Origin of the sequence: Phyllobacterium brassicacearum, assembly GCF_003010955.1 — a bacterium.
Lineage (GTDB): Bacteria > Pseudomonadota > Alphaproteobacteria > Rhizobiales > Rhizobiaceae > Phyllobacterium > Phyllobacterium brassicacearum.
Window position 1 is genome coordinate 94,412 of record NZ_PGGO01000003.1, and the last position, 24,506, is coordinate 118,917.

Here is a 24,506-nt window from a genome sequence, read left to right on the forward strand (position 1 = left end):
GTCTTGCCCTAGAGCCGTGCCGTCTGCGCGGCCTGGACATTGGTTTGCCGGACGGCCCGTGTTTTCAGAAATGCTTTCTCGAGATAGGCATCGCGCTGATAAACGTCGTCATAATACTGGATATCGCCCGTCGCTGCGTCTGGCCATGCCGTGAAATAGGAAACATAGACCGGCAACTGATCCTTTACTCTGACGCTGCGCTCGTTCTTGCCGAAATACTGTTTCAAATCTTCGACGGGAACACCAAGTACAGCCGCAGCCATATCACGCGGTCGCTCCAGTCGGATACAGCCATGGCTCAACGCCCGCATGTCCCGCTTGAAATAGGACTTGGCCGGCGTGTCATGCATATAGATGTCATGGCTGTTCGGAAACAGGATCTTTAGTTCGCCCAAGGCATTGTCGAGACTTGGCTTTTGACGAATGCCTACCCCGCCGCCATTGGCGGCCACCTGGTACCAGTTCACTGAACTTGACGGAATAACTCGGCCGGACTTGTCATAGACCTCATAGCCGCTGTTCTCGAGATAGGACGGATTGCCGAGTATCTTCGGCATCATCTCGTTGAGGATAATCGAACGCGGTACGCCCCAAGACGGATTGAAGACAACCGTTTCGATGGTGTCATTGAAGAAATAGGTTTGGTTCGTAGGTGATCCGACGACGATGTTCATCGCCAGCTTCTCGGCGTAGTCATCGAAGTATTGCGCCCGATAGGCAGGCTGGTTGATGAAAACATACCGCTTGCCGAAATCATGCGGCAGCCAGCGCAACCGCTCCATGGAATAGATGATGCGATCGCGTTTGGACGCGGTCGTTTCGCCCTGTAGCGCCTGGATAGTGTTGGTGCCGATGACGCCATCGGCTTTACGCCCTTGGCCCTTCTGGAAGTCCTTGACGGCTTCAACGAGGCTCTCATCGTAAACATTGGCATTCTCATGCGCCTGTAGAACGGCTTCGTGGTTCAGGAGATAGTCCTTCGGCGCCTTGGCCTTGATCAACGCCACTACATTTTTGATTTCCGGATTCTCGTCGCCGGGCCGGATCATCGTACCCGCAGTGACACGCACGACAGGCTCGTTGCTGTCCCCGAGTTCCTGCAGATTCTGCTTGAGTTCGGAATACCATTTGTTTTGGGGCGCGAACGCCTGAAGGGTTGCGCTTGGATCATTCGAGGAACCAAGCTGGTCGATCACATCGCGCGGCTTTACGCGGTCCATAGCGAGATCGTGGAATCCGCTCAGTCGGTTTGGATTGATGCGGCCCTCACCTTGATCCATCGCGTAGCGCAGCGCGCGAGCCGACATCATCAACTCGAACGCCGAAAGTTCTTTCAACCGCGCAGGGATATCCGAACGGTCATAGTCATCGCTCGGCAGCGAAACCGCATAATCTGCGGGATCAAGACCATCCTCGGCGGCTTTGGCGAATAGCGCCGCGACCGCCTTCGCTTTAGGGGTCACATCATAGGATGCCGTCCATATCGGTCGCTGCTTCGTGGCATAATAGGAAACGATGGCATCGGCGATTTCTTTCTCCGCCAGAACGTGTGCATCCTTGAGGTGATCAATCTTGAGCCCGAATTGTTCCATTTGCGGCGGCGAAACAATACCATGGTCGGCAGATGCGGTGAGTTGCGGATCGACCTTGGCAAAATCTACCTGGACGAGTCCTTCGGGCTTGTAGTCATAATTTGTCGGCGCGGTCACGGTGACACGTTTGACTGGTACCGACGGGCGCTTTGGAGATTCACCAGCACCCGGCCGAACCTGGTTGGGCTGCAAGACTGGCTGCGATTCAATACGGCGGCTACCGAATAACAGTTCCATCAAATTGTTGGCGGCGAAAGCAGACGTCATCGGGACGGCTGTGGCCGACAACATGGCCGCCAAAAAGAGTGCATGTTTTTTTGAATTGGAAGTCATGATTTCCGCCCGGAAGGTGCTGTCGTGCCCACGGGTGAACATGGGCCATGGATTTGGTGTGGCCAGTTTCACCGCATCCTATTTAGAAACTTTTAACAATGCCCCGTGCCCCACGGATTATTCTCCTGGGTCACATTTTTGTCCTGTGTGCCGATTTCGACACATGAACCGCGACGCTGCCTCATTAGGCATCGATTATGGGCATAAATACTTGATAAGTAATGGTTTTAGCCGAGCGAGGCCGCTCAATGAGCGCGCCGCGGTGAAACCGGTTCGCGGCTCAGTCCTTTTTTGCGGAGTTCATCGAGGTAAGTTTGCCAGCGAGCATCCCTGTTGCGGCCCAGGTCCATCAAGTAATCCCAACTGAACAAACCAGTGTCATGCATGTCGTCAAAGACAATGCGCACAGCATAGTTGCCAACGGGCTCCATCTTGACGATCTCGACGTTCATTTTGCCAGGTACCGTCACGCGCTGTTCAGGTGAATGCCCCTGCACCTCCGCCGACGGCGACGCGACACGCAGCAGTTCCGCACTCAGTTCGTAGCTTTCGCCATTGTCGAAGGCGATCCTGAGCGACCGCCGATCTTTGGACACGCGCAATTCATTGGGCCAGGCACTGGTCATGGTGGTATAATCCCCGTTCTGCTCCTCTGTAAGCGTCACTAATGACTGCTGCAAGCAGACAATGACGCAGACTGAAATGCAGCCTCCTCAGGATGACTGGACAAGCGTCTGCCGGCATCCTATTTACTGAGGTGGAGGATGGCCTTTGGACCACATAGCATTGCTCGATAGCACGACATACCAGGCACCCATGATCGATCCATTCGGTCGAACGATCAGCTATTTGCGCGTTTCCGTTACGGACCGCTGCGATTTTCGCTGCACCTACTGCATGTCGGAACACATGACGTTTCTGCCCAAGAAGGAACTGCTTACGCTCGAGGAACTCGATCGTCTCTGCACTGCATTCATCGAGAGAGGTGTGAAGAAACTCCGTCTCACCGGTGGCGAGCCCCTCGTGCGCAGGAACATCATGCATCTGATCGGGGAGCTCTCGCGCCACCTGAAATCAGGCGCTCTTGAGGAATTGACGCTGACAACCAACGGCTCACAATTGGCGCGGTATGCCGACGAACTGGCTGGATACGGCGTCAAGCGTATCAACGTGTCGCTGGACACGCTTGATCCTGACAAGTTCCATGCCGTCACCCGCTGGGGCGATTTCAACCGCGTCATAGATGGCATCAATGCCGCCCAGAATGCTGGCCTCCACATTAAATTGAACGCCGTCGCCCTCAAGGGCTTCAACGATCACGAGGTTCCGGAGATGATCCGCTGGGCACACGGCCGCGGCATGGATCTGACGCTGATCGAGACCATGCCTATGGGCGAGATTGATCTCGACCGGACCGACCAGTATCTGCCGCTGTCATTGCTGCGGGCCAAACTTAGTGAACAATTTACTTTGGAAGATATCGGCTACAAGACCGGCGGTCCTGCGCGCTATGTCGAGGTGAAGGAAACCGGTGGTCGCGTCGGGTTCATTACACCGATGACTCATAATTTCTGCGAGAGCTGCAATCGCGTTCGCCTGACCTGCACCGGGACGCTTTACATGTGTCTTGGTCAGGAGGACGCTGCTGATCTGCGCGAACCCTTGCGCGCGTCAGAAGGCAACGAACTTCTGAATAATGCCATTGATGAAGCCATTGGCCGCAAGCCCAAGGGACACGATTTCATCATCGACCGGCGCCACAATCGTCCGGCAGTTGCGCGCCACATGAGCGTCACCGGCGGTTAGGACCTACCTTCTCGTAATATTCCGAATGCTTTGGCGTGCGAGGGTTGATATATCAACTCATGCGATTCTGGAGGAGAATCGCCGCACTCAAATTGGAATGATCAACTTGGCGCTATCCCCCAATCTGCGTGGCAGCCTGTTCATGGCGATTGGCATGGCCAGCTTCACCTTCAATGACGCTACGGTAAAATATGTCGCCGAGCACATGAACATGGGACAGGTCATGCTTGTGCGAGGATTGATCGCGACCGTGCTGATCCTGGCGCTCGCCTGGCACAAAGGCATGCTGACCCCACTACGAGATGCTCTCCATAAGATGACTGTGCTGCGCGTCATCGGCGAAGTCGTTGGTACAGTCAGCTTTCTTGTTGCCCTCGTTCACGTCCCCCTTGCCCTGACATCGGCAATCCTCCAGGCCCTGCCTCTGGTCGTGACCATGGGTGCAGCAATGTTTTTTGGCGAACCTGTCGGCTGGCGGCGCTGGATCGCTATCGCAGTCGGATTTGCTGGGGTCCTCATCATCGTGCGCCCGGGCGGTGATGGCGTGAGCCCCTATATTCTCCTCATCGTTGTCACTGTTGTCTTTGCCGCGCTCCGCGATCTCGCCACACGCAAAGTTCCAAAAACCATTCCCGTGCTGATGATTTCAGCATTGACGTCCGCCGGAGTTTCCCTCGCCGGAGTGGCGATGATCGGCCCTCTCGGTGGTTGGACACCGATGACGTCGCAAAATACGCTGCTTCTGACACTCGCCGCCTGCTGCGTGATCGTCGCCTACCACTTTATTATTCTCGCCATGCGCGAGGGCGAAATCTCCTTCGTCGCACCATTCCGCTATACAAGTCTCCTATGGGCAATCTTGCTCGGTTTTCTTTTCTTTGGTGATTTGCCCGACATTCCAATGATCGTCGGCTCCGTCATTGTCATTGGCAGTGGCCTCTATACGCTTTACCGTGAGCGGATTGTCAGCCGCATAAGACCGGTGGCAATCACCGCTGAAGCGACGGCAACATCGCCTGACGGAGTATGAGTATGCGAATTGCAGGTGTAATCCTGGCGGGAGGTCAATCCAGCCGAATGGGCGGGCAAGACAAGGCAATGTTGCCCTTCGGCGATCGACGCCTGATCGATCATGTTTACGAACGCCTATCCCGACAGATCGACACCATTGCATTGAACAGCAATGGCGACCCATCACGATTTTCCGATTTGCGGGTCACCGTATTTCCTGACGATATCGGTGGATTTGCCGGGCCGCTCGCCGGTATTCTGGCCGCAATGGAATGGGCCGCCAATCAAGCAACGCCCTTCTCGCACATCGTGACGGTGGCTGCCGATACGCCCTTTTTCCCGGAAGACCTTGTTCATACTCTTCGCCGCTCGATTGCCGACGCCCCAAGCCATATTGGAGTGGCCGCTTCCGGAGGCAGGCTGCATCCGGTATTCGGTTTCTGGCCGGTCTTCCACAGGGCCGATCTGCGCCAATGGCTGAGCGATGACAAAAACCGCCGCGTCCTGACCTGGATTGAGGGACACCCTCACAAGGTCGCCGAGTTCCCCATAGTTACAGCGCGAACGGGCACGCCCTTCGATCCATTCTTTAATATCAATACGCCTCAGGATATCACTGACGCCCGGCAACGATGGATCACGATACAATGACGTCCGCCAAACATCGCATATTCGGCATTACCGGATGGAAGAACTCGGGCAAGACGACCCTCACCGTTAAGCTTGTAGCCGAGTTGACACAGCGAGGCTGGCGGGTATCAACAGTGAAACACGCCCACCACAATTTCGATATCGACAAGGAAGGGACAGATTCCTATCGGCACCGCAAAGCCGGCGCGGGTGAGGTTGCAATCGTCTCCGATCAACGCTGGGCCTTGATGCACGAATTGGTCGGCGAAGACGAGCCGTCGCTGATAGATGTTATTGGTCGGCTGTCGCCTTGCGATCTTGTGTTGGTGGAAGGCTACAAGCGCGAGCATCACAAGAAAATAGAGACCAGGAGACTTGAAGGTAGGTCAGGCGAGCCTTTGGCGCTGAACGACCCAACGATCGTTGCCATCGCGAGCGATCATCCGGTCGTGGGGGAACACGTTCCCGTCTATGATCTCGATGATATCGCGGGGTTGGCTGGACTGATTGAGCGTGAGTGTGGACTTTCGCGATAGGTGTATCAGAAAATGGCGTTTCAACCGGAACGCGCGCAACAAAAGTATGATAGCAAAATATTTGTGTGGTTTTGCCCTTTAGATTCGTTCGATGACGCACGATTCCTGGTTGCATTTGGCTGAAAACTAGTGGGAATATCCGGCCTAGTAGCAGTGAAACACTGCGACTTGCCCGGAAGGCTGTCCAAAAGAACAGGGGAACAGCCGGGCCACAAAAGAGAGGTTCAAATAATGCGTATCACCAAGCGTCTCGCACTCGCGATTTCCGCTGCAGCCCTTGCCATGACAATGGGTGCGGCCCACGCAGAGGACGCCATGAAGCTGACTATCGCTTCCGAGGGAGCTTACCCTCCCTTCAACAACCTGACGCCCGATGGCAAGCTTGAAGGTTTCGACATCGATATCGGCAAGGCGCTCTGCGAACAGATGAAAGCAGAATGCACTTTCGTTACACAGGATTGGGACGGTATGATCCCTGCTCTGCAGGCAGGGAAGTTTGATGCGATCATCGCGTCCATGTCCATCACGCCGGAGCGGCTGGAGAAAGTCGATTTCTCGAAGAAATACTACAACACGCCACCTGCGATTGCGGTGCCGAAGGATTCCGACATCAAGGACATTACTCCTGAAGCTCTCAAGGGTAAGACCCTCGGCGTTCAGGGTTCGACCAGCCATTCCAACTATGCTGAAGCCAAGTACAGCGGCTCGGAACTCAAGATGTATCCGACCGCCGATGAGTACAAGCTCGACATCTCCAATGGTCGCATCGATGCAGTCATGGATGACGTGATCGTGCTTGGTCAGTGGCTCGACAGCGATGCCGGCGCCTGCTGCAAGCTGCTCGGGACAATCGAACCTGATGTTGCGATCCATGGCCCAGGAGCCGGTGTAACCGTTAAGAAGGGTAATACGGCTCTGGCTGACAAGTTCACAACAGCCATCGCCGCGATCCGTACGAACGGAAAGTACAAGGAAATCAACGACAAGTACTTCAAGATCGATGTTTACGGCGGCGAGGATTGAGCCGAACGAACTGACTCGATAAGAATAGTAGATGGCGGCAACGCCGCCATCTACACTATGAACTTCAAATAATGACGGGCTGGCTCAAAAAAGGCCAAGGGGGAATAGCCCGCAAGACATGAAAGTTGCCTATGGAAGGCTCGATAGCGTTACTTGGTTTTGGCGAGGGCGGATGGGGCCCGAGCATTGCCAGCGGGATACTCGTCACAGTCAGCCTGGCTTTGGCAACGCTACCGCTGGGGCTGGCAGTTGGCTTCTTTGTCGCGCTGGGGAAGCAGTCTTCGGAACCATCCGTCAAGCTTGCAGCAAACATGTACACGACGATCTTCCGCGGCCTGCCTGAATTGCTCACTTTGTTTCTGGTCTATTTCGGCGGGCAGATTGGTATTCAAAAGCTGGGTCAGTTGTTCGGCTACACCGGGACAATCGAGATCAATTCCTTCATCGCCGGCATGTTTGCGATGGGGACCGTCTTTTCCTCCTATGCCAGTGAAGTATTTCTGTCGGCGTTTCGGGCGATACCGAAGGGTCAGTACGAGGGCGGCTACGCCATTGGACTGTCCAACGGCCAGACAATGCGAAAGGTCATCCTGCCGCAGTTGATCCGGATAGCCCTTCCTGGATTGGGCAATCTCTGGATGATCCTGCTCAAGGACACGGCACTCGTTTCGGCAATCGGGCTGGCTGATATATTGCGCCAGACCGCCGTAGCAGCACGTGTGACGAAACACGCGTTCTTGTTCTACGGCACTGCCTGCATGATCTACCTCGCACTTGCCATCCTTTCGTCCTTCGTCATTGATGGCATTGATCGCTGGGCCGCCAAGAGTGGGGTAAAGCGATGACCGAGAGCCTCGTTAATGCACGCACACCCACTGTCCTGCGGCCGCCGGCGCCGCCCAAAGGCTGGACCCGATCGCGTGTGTTCGGCTATCTGCTCGTTGGACTTTGGATTGCGCTTCTCCTTGGTCTGGTGGTGTATCTTTACAGCGCCTGGAACATTGAACTGGTAAAGAAATATGGACCGACATACCTGTCGGGCCTGGGGACCACGATTACCCTCGTCGGCAGTTCGATCATCCTTGGCGCCGTGTTGTCCATACCAGTTGTTTTGGGCCGCCTGAGCAAGAACCGCATCATTGCGTCGATTGCCTATTTCTATGTCTATTTCTTCCGCGGTACGCCGCTTATCGCCCAGGTTTTTCTGATTTATTACGGGGTCGGCTCGTTCAGCAAAGAGCTGCAATCGGTTGGGTTGTGGATATTCTTCCGGGAAGCCTGGTTCTGTGCATTGCTGGCATTCGGGCTCAACACCGCGGCCTACCAGGCCGAGATATTGCGCGGAGCGATCCGCAGTGTTCCTTTGGGACAATGGGAAGGCGCTGCGTCGCTTGGTATCTCCAAATCCGTCACATTCCGGAAGATCATTCTGCCACAGGCGCTCATCGTCGCGTTGCGCCCCTATGGCAATGAAGTGATCCTGATGATCAAAGGCTCTGCAATCGTAGCTCTGATTTCGGTCTATGATCTGATGGGGTACACGAAGCTTGCCTACTCTCGTACTTTTGATTTCCAGACCTATCTGTGGACCGCAATCATTTATCTAATCCTTGTAGAAATTCTCCGGCATCTGTGGGATTGGATGGAACGGCGCATCACACGCCATCTCATCCGCTAGTATATCCACCGAAAAGAGAAACGGACCATGCTGAAGATTTGGGGTCGCACGAACTCGAACAACGTAAAGAAGGCACTTTGGGCCGCCGAAGAGGTTGGGGTTCCATACGAGAACATTCCGGCCGGCGGGGCATTTGGTATTGTGTCCGATCCAGCTTATCGCACCATGAATCCGAATGGGCTGGTGCCGACGCTTGAAGACGGTGACCTTGTGCTTTGGGAAAGCAACACAATCGTTCGCTATCTTGCTTCGCAGTATGGTCGATCAACGCTCTGGATCGATGATGCGGCAGCAAGAGCCAAGGCCGAAAAGTGGATGGACTGGACCACGTCCACCCTCGCGATACCGTTTCGCGATGTCTTCTGGAACGTTGTACGCTTGGCGCCAGACAAACAAGATCATACCGCGTTGGAGAAAGGCCGCCACAACTGCTGCGGCCTGTTCTCGATTGTTGATGCTGCGCTTGCGTCGCAGCCTTACCTTTCAGGCGACAAGTTCGGAATTGGCGATATCCCGCTCGGCTGCTTCGCCTATGCCTGGTTCGAAATGACCATCGAACGGCCAGACCTTCCGCACCTCGCGGCGTGGTATGCGCGCCTGCAAGAACGCCCCGCGTACCAGAAAGCGGTAATGATCCCCCTCACCTGATCCGCGTACTAGTTCTTGGGTTTCAGACGCCACACGCCGAGCAACCCCTCTTCGTAGCGTTTCTCGTCAATAGGAATGGTGATCGCTTCGGTGTTTGCCCACTTCTGCGCAAAATCCCGGTAGTTCGCGGAAAACACGTTCCCTGACTGGCCACTGGTCTGGATATAGGTAGACCGGTCAAGATCGGCGAGATCAAATAATCCACGATAGCTGGTGCCGTGCGTCACACGGAACGGATTGCTGTCGTCTGTAAAGGAAGACTTGCCTCGATCAAGCGTGTAGGCACCGCCAGACGCAGGCACAGTAACATCAAAGAGCCGGTCGAGCGGGCTGACCTGGGAAAATGGCCGGTGTGCGCCATAGGCATAATGCAACGCACCCCAGTTCCATTTCGATCGGTCCGACCCCAGCCGCATATCAAGGTCGCTAACCGCATCGCCAAGCGCCAGCGCAAGGACGTCGCCGCAACTTTCCTTTTCCGGTGTGCGCCGGTCGTCACACCAGTCGCGCGCCGGATTTGGTCCGAGCCACCGCAACATTGCGCCGACATGTCCCTGCCAGAACGACGGAAAGACATCGCCAAGATCATCCTCAAAGATCCGCTTGGTCGCCATCCTGAGCCACGCATTGAAGAACAAAGGCTCGATGCGAGCCCGGTCCTCGACAAAGTCCCAGGCGTTCAGTTGTTTGAGGACGTCGAGGTCCACATCATTGTGGCGCTCGACCAGGTTGAGCATGATCGGGGCCAATGCGGCATAGGCATTGCTATGGGCATCGCCCTGAACCTTGCGATTGGTTTCCAACGTCTGCTGGTTTGCGCCATAGACAAGCGTTTTGATCCGCTCGAACCTCCAGGGTTCATCCCAATCGAAAGTCAGGAAATGCGGGTAACTCGCATCAACCATCTTGGTGTTGGCAGTCGCCAACACATTGTCCGCAGGATTGTAGACCCGTGGCAGTTCTTCGTACGGGATGAAACCCTTCCAATCATAGGTTGCATCCCAGCCAGGTGACGGAGCGCGGCCCATGATCTGATTGGCCGGATCGCGGACAGGCACCCTGCCCGGGGCGATGAGCCCGATGTCGCCGTTGGTATCCGCGATGACGATCGACTGCATTGGCGTCACAAAATCGCGCATCCCGTTCTGAAATTCAGTGACGCTAGCAAATTCCCATAATTTCAGACCCGCGGAGATCGTTTTGTCATCGCCGGCCAATGCGGTCCAGGACAGCGAAGCGACCGTGCCTTCGGGAAGGTAATGATCCAGTCCACGATAGTCTGCAGGCAGGACCGGGCCGTGCCTGGTAACGAGACGGTCGAACTTGACGGCATCGCCGCCCTTGACCTTGATTGTAACGCCCTTCTTTTCGAATGGCCGGAAACCCTCGGGCGCCTGGTATTGGTTCGGGTCGTCAGGGTTGGTCTTCTCGATGAAAATGTCCTGAACATCGGCACCGGTATTGGTGAAGCCCCAGGCAACCTTGTCGTTCCGCCCTAACAGCACCAGTGGCGCCCCAGGCAAGGTAACACCAACGAGATTCTTCAACGTGCCATCGCTGTTCTTGACCTGAAGATGTGCCAGATACCAGATCCCGGGGGAGGTCAGTCCAAGATGAGGGTCGTTGGCGAGAATAGGCTTTCCACTCTCGGTTCGAGCACCGCCTACAACCCAATTGTTCGACGCTCCGCTGCCCATGATCTCATTGAGTGATGCAAACTGTTTTTCGGCCTCAATGGCACCGGCCTTGAGTGTGCCACTGGATAATCCGAGCAACTGACGCAGATCCGGCAAAGGCGGCGGCGCATCGCCCGGCACGGGCGGCAGCAAATCCGTAATCTCGGCATCGCTCATGCCGAGCCGTGCAAATTTCAACCGCAACACCTCGTCATCGATATTGGCCGCCAAGGTCACCGACATGAGTTTCAACGTCACGATGACATCGGCTGCAATCCATTTTTCCGGTGAGTCTCCTAGAATGACAAACTCGGGGGAATATTTGGCACCAAAGACGGGGCCTGGACTGGCGATAAATGCATTGATTCCGCGCACATAGGCTTCGATCTTCTGGCGATCCGGGTCGCCGAGCGATGCGAGCGAGCTTTCAGCAGATTCGTAAAGTCCAATCGACCGGATGAATCGGTCGGTGGAAATGGTCTTGTCGCCGAAAATCTCGGAAAGGCGCCCCTGCCCCGCCATACGGTTCATTTCCATCTGCCACAGACGCTCCTGCGCATGGACAAAACCGAGGGCCATCAGAACATCGTCGATGGAGTTGCCGCTTATGTGCGGAACAGCATTCTTGTCACGGGTAATCGTTACGGGACCTGATAGATCGGCTAGCGATATCTCGCCAGTGGCGGGTGCGACTGAACGTGCCAACCAGACGTAGCCAAGGATCGAGGCAACTATTGCGATAGGGATGAGGGAGAAAACAATCCACAATAGGCCTTTGATGATGCGCCGCATTGTCCTAACGTCCCCCGATCCTGTTACTCAACAATTTGGCCTATCTGACAGAGGAAACTACGGAATGGCAACAGTCGCTTTTATTGGTCTTGGCGTCATGGGGTACCCGATGGCGGGTCATCTGAACTCACGCGGCGGCCATGACGTTACTGTCTTCAATCGCAGCAGCGAAAAGGCAAAGAAATGGGCCGAGCAATTCAAAGGCGCCCACGCGCCGACCCCGAAGGAAGCTGCAGCGGACAAGGATTTTGTGTTTTCTTGCGTCGGCAATGATGATGACCTGCGCTCGGTAACCATCGGCGAAAACGGTGCGTTTCACTCAATGAAGAATGGAGCGATCTTCATCGACAACACGACGGCGTCTGCAGAGGTTGCGCGTGAACTCGACGCGGAAGCCCGCAAGAAAGGCATCCATTTTCTGGATGCTCCAGTATCCGGCGGCCAGGCTGGCGCGGAGAATGGAGCGCTTACCGTGATGGTCGGAGGAGAACAGGACGCATTTGACAGGGCCAAGCCGGTGATAGAGTCCTTTGCCAAGATGGTTGGCCTGATGGGACCGGTCGGCGCCGGGCAATTGACGAAGATGATCAACCAGATTTGCATAGCCGGGCTAGTCCAGGGACTTGCGGAAGGCATTCACTTCGGCAAGAGGGCTGGCCTCGATATCGAGAAGGTCATTGAGGTCATTTCCAAAGGTGCCGCCGGCTCATGGCAGATGGAAAACCGTCACAAGACCATGAGTGCCGGGAAATATGATTTCGGCTTTGCCGTGGACTGGATGCGCAAGGATCTTGGGATTTGCCTGGCGGAAGCTGATCGCAATAACGCAACGTTGCCGGTTACCGCTTTGGTCGATCAGTTCTACAAGGACATACAGGTTATGGGCGGCAACCGCTGGGATACATCATCCCTATTGGCACGCCTGGAAAAATAATCCGAACCGCCGGCCTGCCAAGTCAGGCCGGTTCCTTCTCGATGCTCATATAGTCCAGCGGCAATTCCGTCGTGTATTTGATCTGCTCCATGGCGAAAGCCGATGAAACGTCCCGGATATCGATCTTGGTGATCAGGCGCTTATAGACCACATCGTACGCCGCGATATCCGGTACAACCACCCGCAGAAGATAATCAACATCGCCGCTCATGCGATAGAATTCAACCACTTCCGGAAATTCCTGCACAACCTCGGAAAAGCGCTTCAGCCATTCATTGCTGTGCGACCCGGTGCGGATCGAGACGAAAACCGTCACCTTGGTATTGACCCGGACAGGGTCCAGAATGGCAACGCGGCGCTGAATAACGCCATCTTCTTCCAGCTTCTGGATACGGCGCCAGCATGGTGTCGTCGATAGACCGACTTTCTTTGCCACATCGGCCACGGCAAGAGTTGCGTCCTCTTGCAGGAGGCGAAGAATTTTTCGGTCGAGTCTGTCCATGATTACCTTCCCTGTGGAATGGGATACTTTATGGTCCCATATTCAACCAGCGTACAAGAAATTTATTCCAATCTTTTCAAATCTGAAAAAAATTTCGTCCTTCGAACTAGGAAATTAGAATTCTGACCTTCTCCCGAAGGATGGGCAGGACGTTCTCCGCGAACCACGGATTTTTCTTCAACCATACGTTGTTGCGCCATGAAGGATGCGGCAGGGGCAAAATAGAGGGGGCATTCGATGTTTCGAAATACTCGCGCCAGTTCGATACCGTCTCGGCCATGCTTGCACGGCGGCGGCGACCGAGGTGATATGCCTGCGCATATTGGCCAATCGTCAGAATGAGTTCGACCTGCGGCATTGTCCGAAATACCCGTTCATGCCAGGTCTCGCGGCATTCCCGCCGTGGCGGCAGGTCACCACCATGGGCATCGTAACCCGGAAAGCAGAAACCCATCGGCACGATGGCGAATTTGCCCGAGTCGTAAAAAGTCTCTCGATCAACACCAAGCCAGTCACGCAGCCGGACGCCCGACGGATCGTTGAAAGGCAAGCCCGTATTATGGACTCGGATACCCGGCGCTTGTCCACAAATGACAATGTGCGCTGTCGAAGAGAGCACGCAAACAGGGTTGGGCTCATCTGGCAGCGGTGCGCCATAGCGCGGCGCATCGCGGCAAATCCGGCATGCCTTGATTTCGGCCGATAGGGTACCGGGCGATCCAGAAGGGCTGACCAAGATCACGCCTTGGCGCTGGGGCGGCTCGACACGGCAGCATGCCAACGCTTGAGGTGAACGAACTCCTCGGGAATCTGGATTTTCGCGGGCTTCAGGAAATCCATCGCCACAAGCAGTGTGATATCAGCAATAGAATATTCGCTGCCCGCGATAAATTCATTGGTTGCGAGCTGGTCATCCATGATTTTCATATAGGCCACAGCTTTCGGTCGGTTGACCTCACCCCAAGTTGCAACCTGCGGAATCTCCCATTCAACCATGGCTGGATGTGTATGCCGGAAGGCCGCAGTGATTGAGGCCAGCAGGTAGAGCTCGACACGCCGGTTCCACATTTCCACCTGAGCCTTGGCAACAGCACCCCTGCCAAACAACGCCGGCTCCGGATGTAGCTCTTCGAAATAGCGCGAGATCGCCACGGACTCCGTAAGGATTGTGCCATCGTCAAGTTCGAGTATCGGCAAGCGCTGAAATGGATTGAGCGCGGTAATTTCTGCGGATTTGTGAGCCATAGCCGCCATGTCAACGGGTACCAGCGGCACATCGATACCTTTTTCAGCCAGGAAAATTCGCATGCGGCGCGGGTTGGGCGCACGCCCTCCATCGTATAATTTCACCAGAGACCTCCCAATAAGCGATTAATCCAGTCAAACAATTGATCGAGCAAGTCTGCCGGCCGATTGGGCTGCGGTTGAATCTGCTCCGGCATCTCCTCGTGCTCTTTGCGCCAATCCTGCGGTGTTTCGAACGTGGTGACCCACAGACCCTTCCTCTCCTTCCGCGCTTGCGCTTCGTCATCCTGATATTCGCCATATGATATGGCCTGTCCAGCCTCAATCATTGCGCGATTGAGATTGGTTTCGCCAACATAGCAGGTGGCGAGGCTTCGATTGTATTTATCTTGACCGTATCCTTCGCAACGTACCTCACGGCCACCGACGAGGCGCACCAGCTCTTGCCTGGAGACCTTGCCGCAGGCGCTCGCTACCGACTCCGTGCCACAACTCTGGGTGAGTTCCGGCGCATCGATGCCCTTGAGCCGAATATGGCTGCCGGAAATCGAAATCGTATCGCCATCGATGACATACGCCCTACCAGCGAGAGCTTCCACCGGTTCTTGCCTGTTGAGCTTCGCGGCCAGCAAAGCCACCAAGGCAAAGAAGATTGCCATCAACGCGAAATCCAGCACCTTGCGACCAAACGAGCGTGGCGTGGACGGACGCCGCCACCTGCGGCGATAGCTTCCAGTCATCGATATTTCAAAGAAGAACGGTGCGTCATGAGTACCTTCCAGCTTCCAGGAACGATTCGATTCTTCGCATTCGATTTGATCCTCTATTAATCATTTATGAATAGGCTTGCGCTGCAATGCTGCCGCAAGTGCAGATCTGAAGCCATCTGGAACGAGGCGCATGGCATTACTCGACGTGACCACAGCGGACAAGAACATCGTTGATCGCCGGAAGCTCCCGCGCAACAAGGATCTTTCGGCCGTCATGCGCGGCGCCCGCGACCGCTTGATGGAGCGTGCGGGCATCAACCATTTTGAACGCGAATTATTGTTCATGCACACGCGCGCGCTGATCGTCAATTCAGCAACGATCCCGCTTTTGATCGTGATGATCGCTCTTATCGGCGTCTTTTCCGGCATCGGAAAAAGCATTGTCCTATGGGCCGCTTTTACAATCGCTCTCTATGCCGTTCTTGGACTTCTTGCACGCCGCCTCGCAAAGCAGGGCATTGATAACGAGCATATCCGGCAATGGCAGATGATCTATTTTGGCGGTCATTTCATGACCAGCATCGGTTGGGCCTATTTTGCTTATCTCGAATGCACGGCCTGCGGCATTAGTCTCTTTCCCGTCATAAAGGCAGTTGTGATCATCCTTGCGATGGCGATCACCGCGATCGTCTCATCAGCACTGCGCGCCGCTATCCTGGCTGCCTTCACGTTGCCGGTGATCACCTACACGCTCCTCGCATCCAATAATCTGGGCAATCCGCTTACGGCGATCATGGTTGTGATGCTTTTTGCCGGCCTGGCTTTTTTCTACCTGGTAGCGACGCGGCTCAATCAATCCGTGGCGGTGACCTTGGCGCTCCAAGCAGAGAAGGACGCCTTGATTGCTGAACTCGAAACGGCCAATGCGATGTCCGACGAAGGAAGACGACGGGCGGAAGAGGCTAATCTTGCCAAATCACGTTTCCTTGCCTCCATGAGCCATGAACTGCGCACGCCGCTTAACGCTATTCTCGGTTTCTCTGAGGTAATGGCGAAGGAAGTGCTCGGCCCCATCCAGAATGGCACCTATCGCGAGTATGCCAGCGATATCCATGCTTCCGGCGAACATCTGCTCAATCTGATCAACGAGATTCTCGACCTGAGCCGCATCGAGGCCGGCCGCTATTCGGTCAATGAAGAACCGCTGCTGCTCACCGATATCGCCAATGAATGCATCCACATGATGAATCTGAAGGCGCGCAACAAGGACGTCAGCCTCATACCTCAGTTCGAGTTGGGTATGCTACGCCTCAAGGCCGACGAACGTTCCATCCGTCAAATTCTGCTCAACCTTATCGCCAATGCAGTAAAGTTTACGCCTCCGCACGGCAAGATCCACGTTAAGGTGGGCTGGACAGCCGGAGGTGGCCAGTACATTTCAGTACGCGACAACGGCCCTGGCATTCCTCCGGAGGAAATACCGGTCGTGCTTTCCACCTTCGGGCAAGGATCAATCGCAATAAAGAACGCCGAACAAGGGACCGGTCTTGGCCTTCCCATCGTCCAGGCGCTGGTTCACATTCACGATGGCGAATTTCATTTGTTTTCCAAGCTGCGTGAAGGGACAGAGGCACTTGCGACGTTTCCACGCTCGCGCGTTATCCAGGGCAATCATCCCGTCGCGCGGAAACACGGCCAGAAGAAAGCTGCCTGAAAAACTCAAGTTCAATTTATTGTTATTTGCTCGTTATTTGGCGGCACTGCATTGCTCCCTGCAGTGCAACATGGGAACACGCAACAATGAACGCAAATGGAAATAGCCGCCCTTTGATCATCCCTGCCCTCGGCAGCATCTATCAAAACCTTGGCCAACTCTCGGAAACGATCCTGCGTGTCATCGCAGGTGTAGCACTGATCGTGCATGGCTCCGGAAAGATCGTCAATCCTTTCGGTGCAGTCGGAATGGTTGAAGGTCTCGGCTTCTATCCAGGCGTGTTCTGGTCCCCGCTCCTGTCCGTGACTGAATTCGTGGGCGGCGTTCTGCTCACGATCGGTCTCTTCACGCGGCCGGCCGCATTCGCGACGATGATCATCCTCGCCGTGACAATCTACTTCCACGGCATCGTGCAGGGACAGGGCTGGAGCGGTTCAGAAAAATCGATCCTTTGGACTGCGATTCTCTTCTTCTTTGTCGTTCGCGGCGCGAGCAGCCACTCGGTTGATGCCAAGATCGGCAAAGAATTCTAATCACCTGAAAAAAGGCCCGCATCTGCGGGCCTTCTTTTGTCAATCGCGGTTGCTGACGCCCGCCTGATCGAACGTCGCCATGCCGCTGTGACACAGCGCTGCCGCCTTGACGATGCCTGCCGCCAAAGCGGCACCGGTGCCCTCTCCCAGCCGCATTCCAAGGTCGAGCAAAGGCTTCTTGCCAAGCTTCTCCAGAACCTTGCGATGACCGGGTTCGGCGGAAACGTGCCCGAAAAGGCAATGGTCAATTGCCTCCGGGTTGGCCGCATGCAGGATCGCGGCCGCTGCTGTGGCGACATAGCCATCAATGATCACTGGAATCTTTTCCACGCGCGTCGCCAGTATTGCACCAGCCATGGCCGCAATCTCACGGCCGCCCAAGCGCCGCAGCACCTCCAGAGGGTCCTTCAGATGAGATGCATGAAGCGCCACGGCCATGCGCACCGCATCAGCCTTGCGCTTTATCCCCTCGCTATTGGCGCCTGTACCAGGACCAACCCAGTCTTCCGCTGCTCCTCCGTAAAGTGCATGGAAGATGGCGGCTGCAATCGTCGTATTGCCGATGCCCATTTCACCGATGCAAAGAAGGTCGGTGCCGCCGGCGATCGATTCCATGCCGAAGGCCATTGTCGCCGCGCAGGTCTTTTCGTCCATCGCCGCTTCTTCGGTGATATCGGCAGTCGGATATTCGAGCGCGAGATCGAAAATCTTCAGGCCGAGATCATTGGCAATGCAGATCTGATTGATTGCGGCGCCTCCGGCGGCAAAATTCTCCACCATCTGTGCAGTAACCGATGAAGGATATGGCGAAACGCCTTTGGCAGTGACACCGTGATTTCCGGCGAAGACAGCAACCAGCGGACGCGTCACCTGCGGGCGTGCCCGTCCGGTCCATGCTGCGAGCCATTCGACAATCTCCTCCATGCGCCCGAGCGCACCCGGCGGCTTTGTCAGGGTCGCGTCGCGCTTCCGGACGGCAGCGACAGCCGCTTCATCGGGTCCGGGGAGTGCCTCGATCAAAGTGCGAAAATCGTCAAATGGCAGGCCAGTGGTCATGATATCCCTTGCAATCAAGTCTTCATGGCAAATTAGCAATGCCCGTCCTATAAGCGCTCCAGGAGAAAACGCAAAGGTCAACCCACGGCGCAGAGTGTCGCGACCCTTCGATTCAGAGGTTTCAACATGGAATTGGTCAAGGAAACGATGCGGGCGCTGGCCTTTCTCTCGCGCTTGCCTGTCCCGGCGCGCTGGTTCGATGGTTACGATGGCGCCCTCTACGGTACCGTCCGTGGTTTCCCGCTGGCAGGGATGATTATCGCACTGCCCGCGTCGATTGTGTTGCTGATTGCAATCGCATTTGATCTCCCTGACATCGTTACCTCGTTGTTGACGATCGTCGCTCTCATCGTCACCAGCGGAGCGCTGCATGAGGATGGTCTTGCCGATGTCGCAGACGGCTTCTATGGCGGCCACTCGGTCGAACGCCGCCTCGCCATAATGAAGGATTCGTCGATCGGGTCCTATGGCACGCTTGCCCTGATCGTGTCCGTCGTTATGCGAACGGCGCTTCTAACCGCGGTTCTCGACCAAGTTGGCCCAATACATGCGCTGATCGCCGTGGTTGGAACGGAGGCTGCCAGCCGCGGCACACTCGTAAAATTCTGGCAGAGCCTGCCGTCGGCACGTGCTGGGGGCGTTGCTGATCGGGCCGGAACCCCCAGCGAAGGCGAAGCCAACTCTGCCCTGATCATCGGCGCGGTTGTCCTAGCGGCCGCCTACGCCGCCATTGGCGGACTTTTGCCAGTCGTCTATGCGATGCTGTTGACCGGGCTCGTCTTTTATGGATTCTCCACCCTTTGCCGGGAGAAGATCGGCGGCCAGACGGGCGATACATTGGGCGCAATGCAGCAGCTTGCAACGATTTCACTCATGCTCGGACTTGTCATTGCACTTTAACCGTACCAAATCTGTGCAATGAGCATTGTCGAGTCACCCTGCATTCTCGTTTGCGCAATCGACATCAATACCGGCTATTGCTTCGGTTGCGGCCGCACGCGCGAGGAAATCGGCGCCTGGTCAGTCATGTCACCGGAAAGCCGCCGCACCATCATGGCCGATCTGCCTGGCAGGCTCGAAACCGTCGAGCGTCGCCCCCGTCGCGAAACACGGCGAAGCCGGATGGCACGCGAAAAGCAACAGGAGGCATAGGCGACGATGAGCCGTCTGTTCTGGACCATAATAGCTCTTATCGGTGTCACTCTCCTTCTGCTGATGGCAAATAATGATGCTGGCTCGACACTCGGCATGGCCAATGACGACTTTGCCCGCTTCGCCTATATGGGCATCTGGGGTATCGTTCTTGCCTCCGCCCTTCTCGGCTCCGGCATTCCGCTCAGCCACTTCCTTCGCAGCATGGCGATCTGGATCATCATCATTCTTGCTCTCGTCGCAGGCTATCAATATCGATATGAGTTGCAGGATGTTGGCCATCGCGTAACGGCGGGGCTCATTCCTGGAAGCCCGATTTCCAACCGCGATGGCGATGGACTGGTGACGGTGACCCTGGCCAAGGCGGATAATGGTCATTTCGAAGTCAGGGGCGAAGTGAATGGCGCGTCCGTACCGTTCATGGTGGATACGGGCGCATCGTCCATTGTGCTCTCCTCCGAAGACGCGCGTAGGGCTGGCCTCGACCCGGACAAGCTTACTTATGGTATCCCGATCATGACCGCGAACGGGACAGCGACAGCGGCGAATGTCACGTTGGACAGTATCAAGATCGGTGCCATCGAACGGCGCAATATTCGCGCCATGGTGGCCAAGGATGGTCGCATGGCTGGAAGTCTCCTGGGAATGAACTTCCTCAATACGTTGAGTGGCTTCTCAGTACGAGGCGACCGTTTGATCCTCTCGGATTAAGCCGCCTCGTCTGTCACCGCGGTCTGAATGACCTCATATGCCTGGCGAATAACGGTGCTGGTGGCGCCTGTCTGATTGGCCGCAGTTGAGAGAAGCTGGCGCCAGCGGCGGGCTCCGGGAGCACCATGAAACAGGCCAACCATGTGGCGTGTTATATGCGACAACCGCCCGCCCCGAGCGATATGCGTGTCCGCATAGGCACACATATGATCGATGATCGCGTCCATCGACGGCGAATCCGCCGCCCCATCTCCATACATCCGCGCATCGACGTCAAGCAGAAGCATTGGATTGTGGTAGATCGCCCGGCCGAGCATGACACCGTCGACGTGAAGCAAATGCTCGAATGCTTCATCAAGCGTCTGAACACCGCCATTGATCCCAATGAAATGACTGGGATTTTGCCGCTTCAGACGATAGACACGATCATAGTCCAACGGCGGAATATCGCGGTTTTCCTTTGGAGAAAGCCCTTTGAGCCAAGCCTTGCGTGCATGGACCCACAATGCATTGGCACCGGCATTGAATACGCTGCCTGCGAGTTCGTCGAGAGCCACTTCCGTATCCTGATCATCAACGCCAATGCGGCATTTGACCGTCACCGGCACCGCGGCCACCTGCTTCATCGCCTCCACACAGGCAGCAACGACGCCCGGCGTCTGCATCAGACATGCGCCAAACGTGCCCGACTGAACACGATCAGACGGGCAGCCGACGTTGAGATTGATTTCCTGATAGCCCATGGCCTCGCCGATGCGCGCGGCGGCAGCCAATTTGGCCGGGTCGGATCCACCGAGTTGCAGGGCAACCGGATGCTCCGCCTCCGCAAATCCTAGAATGCGGTCGCGGTTGCCATGGATCGCGGCATCGGCGACCACCATTTCGGTGTAGAGCAAGGCATGGCGCGTGAACTGGCGGTGGAAGGTCCGGCAGTGGCGGTCCGTCCAATCGATCATCGGCGCTACGGCAAAGCGATTGTAGCCATAACCACCATATGTTTCAGTTCTATCGACCACCTAATGAAACTTTCGACCTGTCTTCTCTTTGGAATGTGTTTCCCGCCCGCAACGCGGTGCAGGCGGAGCATCAACTCAGAAAACCTTGCGCCAACAATGCTGTTCAAGCTCGGCATAACCTATGGCGCATTTCCAAGCAAGCCGACGGCCCACATGGCTCTTCACCGTTCCGTTTGCAAGCCCCGTGATAAAACCGCAACACCGATTTCCGAACCCTTGGTTCGATTACAGATCAGTTTTGCACCGACCAACGAACAGGAATATGCAGTCGTCGGGGACGAGCTTGTGTGACAACTTTTTTTGATCGGAGATCTAAAAATGAGACTCAAGAGCCTTCTCCTAGGTTCAGCTGCAGCCTTGATTGCAGTATCTGGTGCAAGAGCCGCCGATGCAGTTGTGGTGGCGGAGCCAGAACCCGTTGAGTAACTTCGCGTGTGCGATGCTTATGGTACGGGATTCTTCTACATCCCGGGCACCGAAACCTGCCTCAAGGTTAGCGGATACGTGCGTTATGACGCGCAGGGCGGCGATGACGTCTACAATGGCGGCGAGCTTGGCACCTGGGTCAAGCACACGCGCGCTGAAGTTCGTTTCGATGCCCGTTCAGAAACGGAACTCGGCACGTTGCGGTCCTATATTCAGACCCGCTTCGATTTCGAAGATGGAGAAAACGAGGGTGCAAGCATTCCCCAGGCATTCATCGAGCTTGGCGGCTTCCGTGTCGGCATTGCTGATGAAATCTTCGGTGCCTGGAACGGCTATGCTGGCGATATCATCCAGGACGATGTGATCAACTACAACAGCTGGGAAACGAACCAGATCAGCTACACCTTCACGGGTGGCAACGGTTTTTCGGCAATCGTCGCGGCCGAACAAGGCTCGATCAACGACGGTTATGCCGATTATGTCATCGAAGATTACATGCCGCATGTACTGGCAGGCGTGAAATACGAACAGGGTTGGGGCACGATTTCAGCCATCGGAGGTTACAACTCCAACGTGGAAGAATTTGCCGGCAAGGCTCGTTTGGACGTGAAGATCACGGACGCCGTGACGGCCTGGGTCATGGGTGGTTACCAGTCCAACTATGACGATACGCGCACAGAACGGAACTTCCTTGCACCGTGGCATGGCGATTGGGCTGCATGGGGTGGCTTGGCCGCAAAGGTTACTGACAAGGCCACTGTCAATGCCCAGCTCGCATACGAATCTGAGGGCACCATCGCCGCGGCTTTGAATGTTGCCTACGTACTCGTTCCTGGTTTTACGATTACGCCGGAAATCGACTATACCAAGTTTGATGGCGATCGTGGTGATGACGACGCCTTAGGCGGCATCGTCCGTTTTCAGCGCGATTTTTAAACGTCAAGCTTGATGAAAATCCGGGGGCGAGCCGCCACCGGATTCTCACTCTGCCTCCACCGAGACCGCAAAAATCCGTCGACCTATATTTGTTCCGAAATAGCTGCAAATGCTGCTGATTTTCTCAAGACAGCAATGAATTCATCGCCTGCATTGCTGACGTCGCCAGAATTGTCGATCATGACCGCATCAACTGGATCGCATGCATTGGGAGCGGCGCGTATCAGGCGGCGGCGGATTTCATCGGCATTTTCGCGGCCACGCGATGCAAGTCGCTGTGCCAGGACGTCGAGGGACGCGGTGATGTGCACGACAAGCAGGTTGGAATAGGCTTGACGAAGCGCAGGCAGCACGCCGCGCGAAACATTGGCAATCGCAACTGCACCGCGCTCGATTTCATCATCGACAGACCTTGGCAAGCCGTAATGCAAGCCGTGGGCTTCCCAGGAATGGCAGAACGCGCCGGCCTGCTTGGCTGCCAAGAACTGTTCTTCGCTCAACGTATCATGATCTTCTGCGTCTGCTGATGACGGACGTGTCACGACGCGCCGCACAAAATGGTAGCCTGGTTGATCGCCAAGCGCGGCGCGCGCGTAATCGATAATGGTGTCCTTGCCGGCACCGCTCGGGCCTACGACAGCAATAAAAGCACCGTTGCGTAACGGGGCCGACGCCGAATTCAGCGCACGTTCGATCATAGCCGCCATCATACGACTCGGCGGCCTTCCCGCCAGACCGTACGCACCACCGGAATGTGTTCATCGACGCGAACCCGCACGAGATCGGCACGCTTGCCGATTTCGATCACGCCCCGGTCTTCGAAGCCGATGGCCTGTGCAGGGTTCTTGGTCACGAGGCGCACAGCGTCCGGCAGGGTAATGCCGTCGACCGCCTCGCTCAGGAAAAACGTTGATTGGATCAGGCTGAACGGGATGTAGTCGGACGAGAGAATGTCGAGATGACCATGTTCGGCCAATTCTCGCGCCGACACATTTCCAGAGTGCGAGCCACCGCGCACCACGTTCGGGGCGCCCATCAAGACCGCCAGACCTGCTTGCTTTGAAGCTGCCGCAGCCTCAAGCGTCGTCGGAAATTCGGCCACATCAATACCCTGCTCGACGGCTTCGTCGACATGGGCGGTCGTTGCGTCGTCATGGCTCGCGAGCTTGATGCCTCTCTCACGGCACAAGTCGGATATCGCCTTGCGCTGCGGTCCCGAGTTTTTGGCGGATTCCGCCATGCGCTTCTCACAGAACAGATTGAAATCATGATCGCTGAGCTTCAGCTTGCGCTGATAGTAATAGGCGTAGGTCTCCAGGTTGACGAACTGGCGCTGGCCCGGCGCATGGTCCATGAGCGATGCGAGCCGCACACGATCGTCGCCGTCGAAGTAATGGAAACCCTCGAGGCAATCCGGAGCCGATACTTCGCAACGCAGATGAAAATAGTGGTCCGCGCGCAACCTTCCCTGAATGACACTATCTTCGATCGCGTCGGCAAGTTTACGGATTTCCGGAGCGGACATGTCCGCGTCCTCGTCCAATCCAACGCGCAGGGCATCCAGCACGGTTGTGATGCCAGACGTGGCGATTTGTGCGTCATGAGCCAGCACAGCCGCGATCGGATTCCAGCGCACCCGCGGACGCGGCACATAATGGCCTTCGAGGTGGTCGGTGTGCAATTCGATGAGGCCTGGAATGAGATAATCGCCCTCGAAATCCTCGCCACTGGCAACCGAGCCTTCCGATATATCGGCAATCTTGCCGTCACGGATCACAACCGAGCCAGCGATGACCTCATTTTCGAGAACGATCCTGGCATTGTTCAAAATCAATTCGGCGGACAT

General features: G+C 55.9%; 25 protein-coding genes and 1 pseudogene. 15 read left to right on the top strand and 11 right to left on the bottom strand.

What is annotated here, in order from left to right:
* Positions 1-8: 8 nt before the first annotated feature.
* A complete protein-coding gene (locus tag CU102_RS05625) occupies positions 9-1,925 on the bottom strand; it encodes a L,D-transpeptidase family protein (RefSeq protein ID WP_106710313.1) in 1,917 nt (638 codons plus the stop codon).
* A 245-nt stretch (positions 1,926-2,170) separates the two neighbouring features.
* The gene (locus CU102_RS05630) at positions 2,171-2,551 is read right to left on the bottom strand and encodes a gamma-butyrobetaine hydroxylase family protein (RefSeq protein WP_106710314.1); all 381 of its coding nucleotides are present in this window, start codon (positions 2,549-2,551) and stop codon (positions 2,171-2,173) included.
* 190 nt (positions 2,552-2,741) lie between these two features.
* Between CU102_RS05630 and moaA the strand changes: the two genes are divergently transcribed.
* The 8 genes from moaA to CU102_RS05670 all read left to right on the top strand — a co-directional run bounded on the left by moaA (position 2,742) and on the right by CU102_RS05670 (position 9,257).
* Entirely contained in the window at positions 2,742-3,731 is a 990-nt protein-coding gene (gene moaA, locus CU102_RS05635; protein ID WP_106710059.1) for a GTP 3',8-cyclase MoaA, read from the top strand.
* Between the two features lie 106 nt (positions 3,732-3,837).
* Positions 3,838-4,761 (top strand): DMT family transporter, encoded by a 924-nt coding sequence (locus CU102_RS05640; protein ID WP_166648319.1) that lies wholly within the window; start codon positions 3,838-3,840, stop codon positions 4,759-4,761.
* 2 nt (positions 4,762-4,763) lie between these two features.
* Positions 4,764-5,393: a molybdenum cofactor guanylyltransferase MobA gene (gene mobA, locus CU102_RS05645; RefSeq protein WP_245425216.1), complete on the top strand. Its 630-nt coding sequence runs from the start codon at positions 4,764-4,766 to the stop codon at positions 5,391-5,393.
* Positions 5,390-5,908, top strand: coding sequence for a molybdopterin-guanine dinucleotide biosynthesis protein B (gene mobB / locus CU102_RS05650; RefSeq protein ID WP_106710316.1), 519 nt, complete (start codon positions 5,390-5,392; stop codon positions 5,906-5,908). The genes mobA and mobB overlap by 4 nt, the downstream gene beginning before the upstream one ends.
* 231 nt (positions 5,909-6,139) lie before the next feature.
* A complete protein-coding gene (locus CU102_RS05655; protein ID WP_106710061.1) occupies positions 6,140-6,931 on the top strand; it encodes an ABC transporter substrate-binding protein in 792 nt (263 codons plus the stop codon).
* A gap of 131 nt (positions 6,932-7,062) precedes the next feature.
* A complete protein-coding gene (locus tag CU102_RS05660) occupies positions 7,063-7,776 on the top strand; it encodes an ABC transporter permease (protein WP_106710062.1) in 714 nt (237 codons plus the stop codon).
* Entirely contained in the window at positions 7,773-8,609 is an 837-nt protein-coding gene (locus tag CU102_RS05665) for an ABC transporter permease (RefSeq protein WP_106710063.1), read from the top strand. The genes CU102_RS05660 and CU102_RS05665 overlap by 4 nt, the downstream gene beginning before the upstream one ends.
* Positions 8,610-8,636: 27 nt before the next feature.
* The gene (locus CU102_RS05670; protein WP_106710064.1) at positions 8,637-9,257 is read left to right on the top strand and encodes a glutathione S-transferase family protein; all 621 of its coding nucleotides are present in this window, start codon (positions 8,637-8,639) and stop codon (positions 9,255-9,257) included.
* An 8-nt stretch (positions 9,258-9,265) separates the two neighbouring features.
* On the opposite strand, the gene CU102_RS05675 is transcribed toward CU102_RS05670, so the two are convergent.
* A complete protein-coding gene (locus CU102_RS05675) occupies positions 9,266-11,725 on the bottom strand; it encodes a penicillin acylase family protein (protein ID WP_106710065.1) in 2,460 nt (819 codons plus the stop codon).
* Positions 11,726-11,789: 64 nt separating this feature from the next.
* Between CU102_RS05675 and CU102_RS05680 the strand changes: the two genes are divergently transcribed.
* Positions 11,790-12,659 (top strand): NAD(P)-dependent oxidoreductase, encoded by an 870-nt coding sequence (locus CU102_RS05680; protein WP_106710066.1) that lies wholly within the window; start codon positions 11,790-11,792, stop codon positions 12,657-12,659.
* Positions 12,660-12,681: 22 nt separating this feature from the next.
* On the opposite strand, the gene CU102_RS05685 is transcribed toward CU102_RS05680, so the two are convergent.
* The 4 genes from CU102_RS05685 to CU102_RS05700 all read right to left on the bottom strand — a co-directional run bounded on the left by CU102_RS05685 (position 12,682) and on the right by CU102_RS05700 (position 15,146).
* Positions 12,682-13,161, bottom strand: a complete 480-nt coding sequence (locus CU102_RS05685; RefSeq protein ID WP_106710067.1) for an Lrp/AsnC family transcriptional regulator — start codon at positions 13,159-13,161, stop codon at positions 12,682-12,684.
* Between the two features lie 106 nt (positions 13,162-13,267).
* A complete protein-coding gene (locus CU102_RS05690) occupies positions 13,268-13,897 on the bottom strand; it encodes a uracil-DNA glycosylase family protein (RefSeq protein WP_106710317.1) in 630 nt (209 codons plus the stop codon).
* Between the two features lie 2 nt (positions 13,898-13,899).
* The gene (locus CU102_RS05695; protein WP_106710068.1) at positions 13,900-14,511 is read right to left on the bottom strand and encodes a glutathione S-transferase; all 612 of its coding nucleotides are present in this window, start codon (positions 14,509-14,511) and stop codon (positions 13,900-13,902) included.
* Entirely contained in the window at positions 14,508-15,146 is a 639-nt protein-coding gene (locus CU102_RS05700) for a thermonuclease family protein (protein WP_106710069.1), read from the bottom strand. The genes CU102_RS05695 and CU102_RS05700 overlap by 4 nt, the downstream gene beginning before the upstream one ends.
* Before the next feature lie 160 nt (positions 15,147-15,306).
* On the opposite strand from CU102_RS05700, the gene CU102_RS05705 reads away from it, so the two are divergent.
* Together CU102_RS05705 and CU102_RS05710 are read left to right on the top strand one after the other, a co-directional pair.
* Entirely contained in the window at positions 15,307-16,830 is a 1,524-nt protein-coding gene (locus tag CU102_RS05705) for a sensor histidine kinase (protein ID WP_106710318.1), read from the top strand.
* Positions 16,831-16,916: 86 nt separating this feature from the next.
* A complete protein-coding gene (locus tag CU102_RS05710; RefSeq protein ID WP_106710070.1) occupies positions 16,917-17,363 on the top strand; it encodes a DoxX family protein in 447 nt (148 codons plus the stop codon).
* Positions 17,364-17,402: 39 nt separating this feature from the next.
* On the opposite strand, the gene cobT is transcribed toward CU102_RS05710, so the two are convergent.
* Positions 17,403-18,422, bottom strand: a complete 1,020-nt coding sequence (cobT, locus tag CU102_RS05715; protein WP_106710319.1) for a nicotinate-nucleotide--dimethylbenzimidazole phosphoribosyltransferase — start codon at positions 18,420-18,422, stop codon at positions 17,403-17,405.
* Positions 18,423-18,545: 123 nt separating this feature from the next.
* Here cobT and CU102_RS05720 point away from each other — a divergent pair, with 123 nt between their 5' ends.
* From CU102_RS05720 to CU102_RS05730, 3 genes are read left to right on the top strand one after another with little or no spacing between them, the layout of a single operon-like run.
* A complete protein-coding gene (locus CU102_RS05720; protein WP_106710071.1) occupies positions 18,546-19,319 on the top strand; it encodes an adenosylcobinamide-GDP ribazoletransferase in 774 nt (257 codons plus the stop codon).
* Positions 19,320-19,337: 18 nt separating this feature from the next.
* Positions 19,338-19,571, top strand: a complete 234-nt coding sequence (locus CU102_RS05725; protein WP_106710072.1) for a DUF1289 domain-containing protein — start codon at positions 19,338-19,340, stop codon at positions 19,569-19,571.
* 6 nt (positions 19,572-19,577) lie between these two features.
* Positions 19,578-20,282: a TIGR02281 family clan AA aspartic protease gene (locus CU102_RS05730; RefSeq protein WP_106710073.1), complete on the top strand. Its 705-nt coding sequence runs from the start codon at positions 19,578-19,580 to the stop codon at positions 20,280-20,282.
* Here CU102_RS05730 and dusA read toward each other — a convergent pair.
* Positions 20,279-21,298, bottom strand: coding sequence for a tRNA dihydrouridine(20/20a) synthase DusA (gene dusA, locus CU102_RS05735; protein WP_280951878.1), 1,020 nt, complete (start codon positions 21,296-21,298; stop codon positions 20,279-20,281). The two genes, CU102_RS05730 and dusA, sit on opposite strands and share 4 nt — an antisense overlap.
* Before the next feature lie 318 nt (positions 21,299-21,616).
* Here dusA and CU102_RS05745 point away from each other — a divergent pair.
* A pseudogene (locus tag CU102_RS05745) lies at positions 21,617-22,660 on the top strand (porin).
* 83 nt (positions 22,661-22,743) lie between these two features.
* On the opposite strand, the gene phnN reads toward CU102_RS05745, so the two are convergent.
* The gene (gene phnN, locus CU102_RS05750) at positions 22,744-23,358 is read right to left on the bottom strand and encodes a phosphonate metabolism protein/1,5-bisphosphokinase (PRPP-forming) PhnN (protein WP_245425218.1); all 615 of its coding nucleotides are present in this window, start codon (positions 23,356-23,358) and stop codon (positions 22,744-22,746) included.
* An 8-nt stretch (positions 23,359-23,366) separates the two neighbouring features.
* The gene (locus CU102_RS05755; protein WP_106710076.1) at positions 23,367-24,506 is read right to left on the bottom strand and encodes an alpha-D-ribose 1-methylphosphonate 5-triphosphate diphosphatase; all 1,140 of its coding nucleotides are present in this window, start codon (positions 24,504-24,506) and stop codon (positions 23,367-23,369) included.

Coding starts and splice junctions, on each gene's coding strand:
- CU102_RS05625 (WP_106710313.1), bottom strand. CDS start 1,925: ATGACTTCCAATTCAAAAAAACATGCACTCTTTTTGGCGGCCATGTTG.
- CU102_RS05630 (WP_106710314.1), bottom strand. CDS start 2,551: ATGACCAGTGCCTGGCCCAATGAATTGCGCGTGTCCAAAGATCGGCGG.
- moaA (WP_106710059.1), top strand. CDS start 2,742: ATGATCGATCCATTCGGTCGAACGATCAGCTATTTGCGCGTTTCCGTT.
- mobA (WP_245425216.1), top strand. CDS start 4,764: ATGCGAATTGCAGGTGTAATCCTGGCGGGAGGTCAATCCAGCCGAATG.
- mobB (WP_106710316.1), top strand. CDS start 5,390: ATGACGTCCGCCAAACATCGCATATTCGGCATTACCGGATGGAAGAAC.
- CU102_RS05655 (WP_106710061.1), top strand. CDS start 6,140: ATGCGTATCACCAAGCGTCTCGCACTCGCGATTTCCGCTGCAGCCCTT.
- CU102_RS05660 (WP_106710062.1), top strand. CDS start 7,063: ATGGAAGGCTCGATAGCGTTACTTGGTTTTGGCGAGGGCGGATGGGGC.
- CU102_RS05665 (WP_106710063.1), top strand. CDS start 7,773: ATGACCGAGAGCCTCGTTAATGCACGCACACCCACTGTCCTGCGGCCG.
- CU102_RS05670 (WP_106710064.1), top strand. CDS start 8,637: ATGCTGAAGATTTGGGGTCGCACGAACTCGAACAACGTAAAGAAGGCA.
- CU102_RS05675 (WP_106710065.1), bottom strand. CDS start 11,725: ATGCGGCGCATCATCAAAGGCCTATTGTGGATTGTTTTCTCCCTCATC.
- CU102_RS05680 (WP_106710066.1), top strand. CDS start 11,790: ATGGCAACAGTCGCTTTTATTGGTCTTGGCGTCATGGGGTACCCGATG.
- CU102_RS05685 (WP_106710067.1), bottom strand. CDS start 13,161: ATGGACAGACTCGACCGAAAAATTCTTCGCCTCCTGCAAGAGGACGCA.
- CU102_RS05700 (WP_106710069.1), bottom strand. CDS start 15,146: ATGACTGGAAGCTATCGCCGCAGGTGGCGGCGTCCGTCCACGCCACGC.
- CU102_RS05705 (WP_106710318.1), top strand. CDS start 15,307: ATGGCATTACTCGACGTGACCACAGCGGACAAGAACATCGTTGATCGC.
- CU102_RS05710 (WP_106710070.1), top strand. CDS start 16,917: ATGAACGCAAATGGAAATAGCCGCCCTTTGATCATCCCTGCCCTCGGC.
- CU102_RS05720 (WP_106710071.1), top strand. CDS start 18,546: ATGGAATTGGTCAAGGAAACGATGCGGGCGCTGGCCTTTCTCTCGCGC.
- CU102_RS05725 (WP_106710072.1), top strand. CDS start 19,338: ATGAGCATTGTCGAGTCACCCTGCATTCTCGTTTGCGCAATCGACATC.
- CU102_RS05730 (WP_106710073.1), top strand. CDS start 19,578: ATGAGCCGTCTGTTCTGGACCATAATAGCTCTTATCGGTGTCACTCTC.
- phnN (WP_245425218.1), bottom strand. CDS start 23,358: ATGATCGAACGTGCGCTGAATTCGGCGTCGGCCCCGTTACGCAACGGT.
- CU102_RS05755 (WP_106710076.1), bottom strand. CDS start 24,506: ATGTCCGCCGAATTGATTTTGAACAATGCCAGGATCGTTCTCGAAAAT.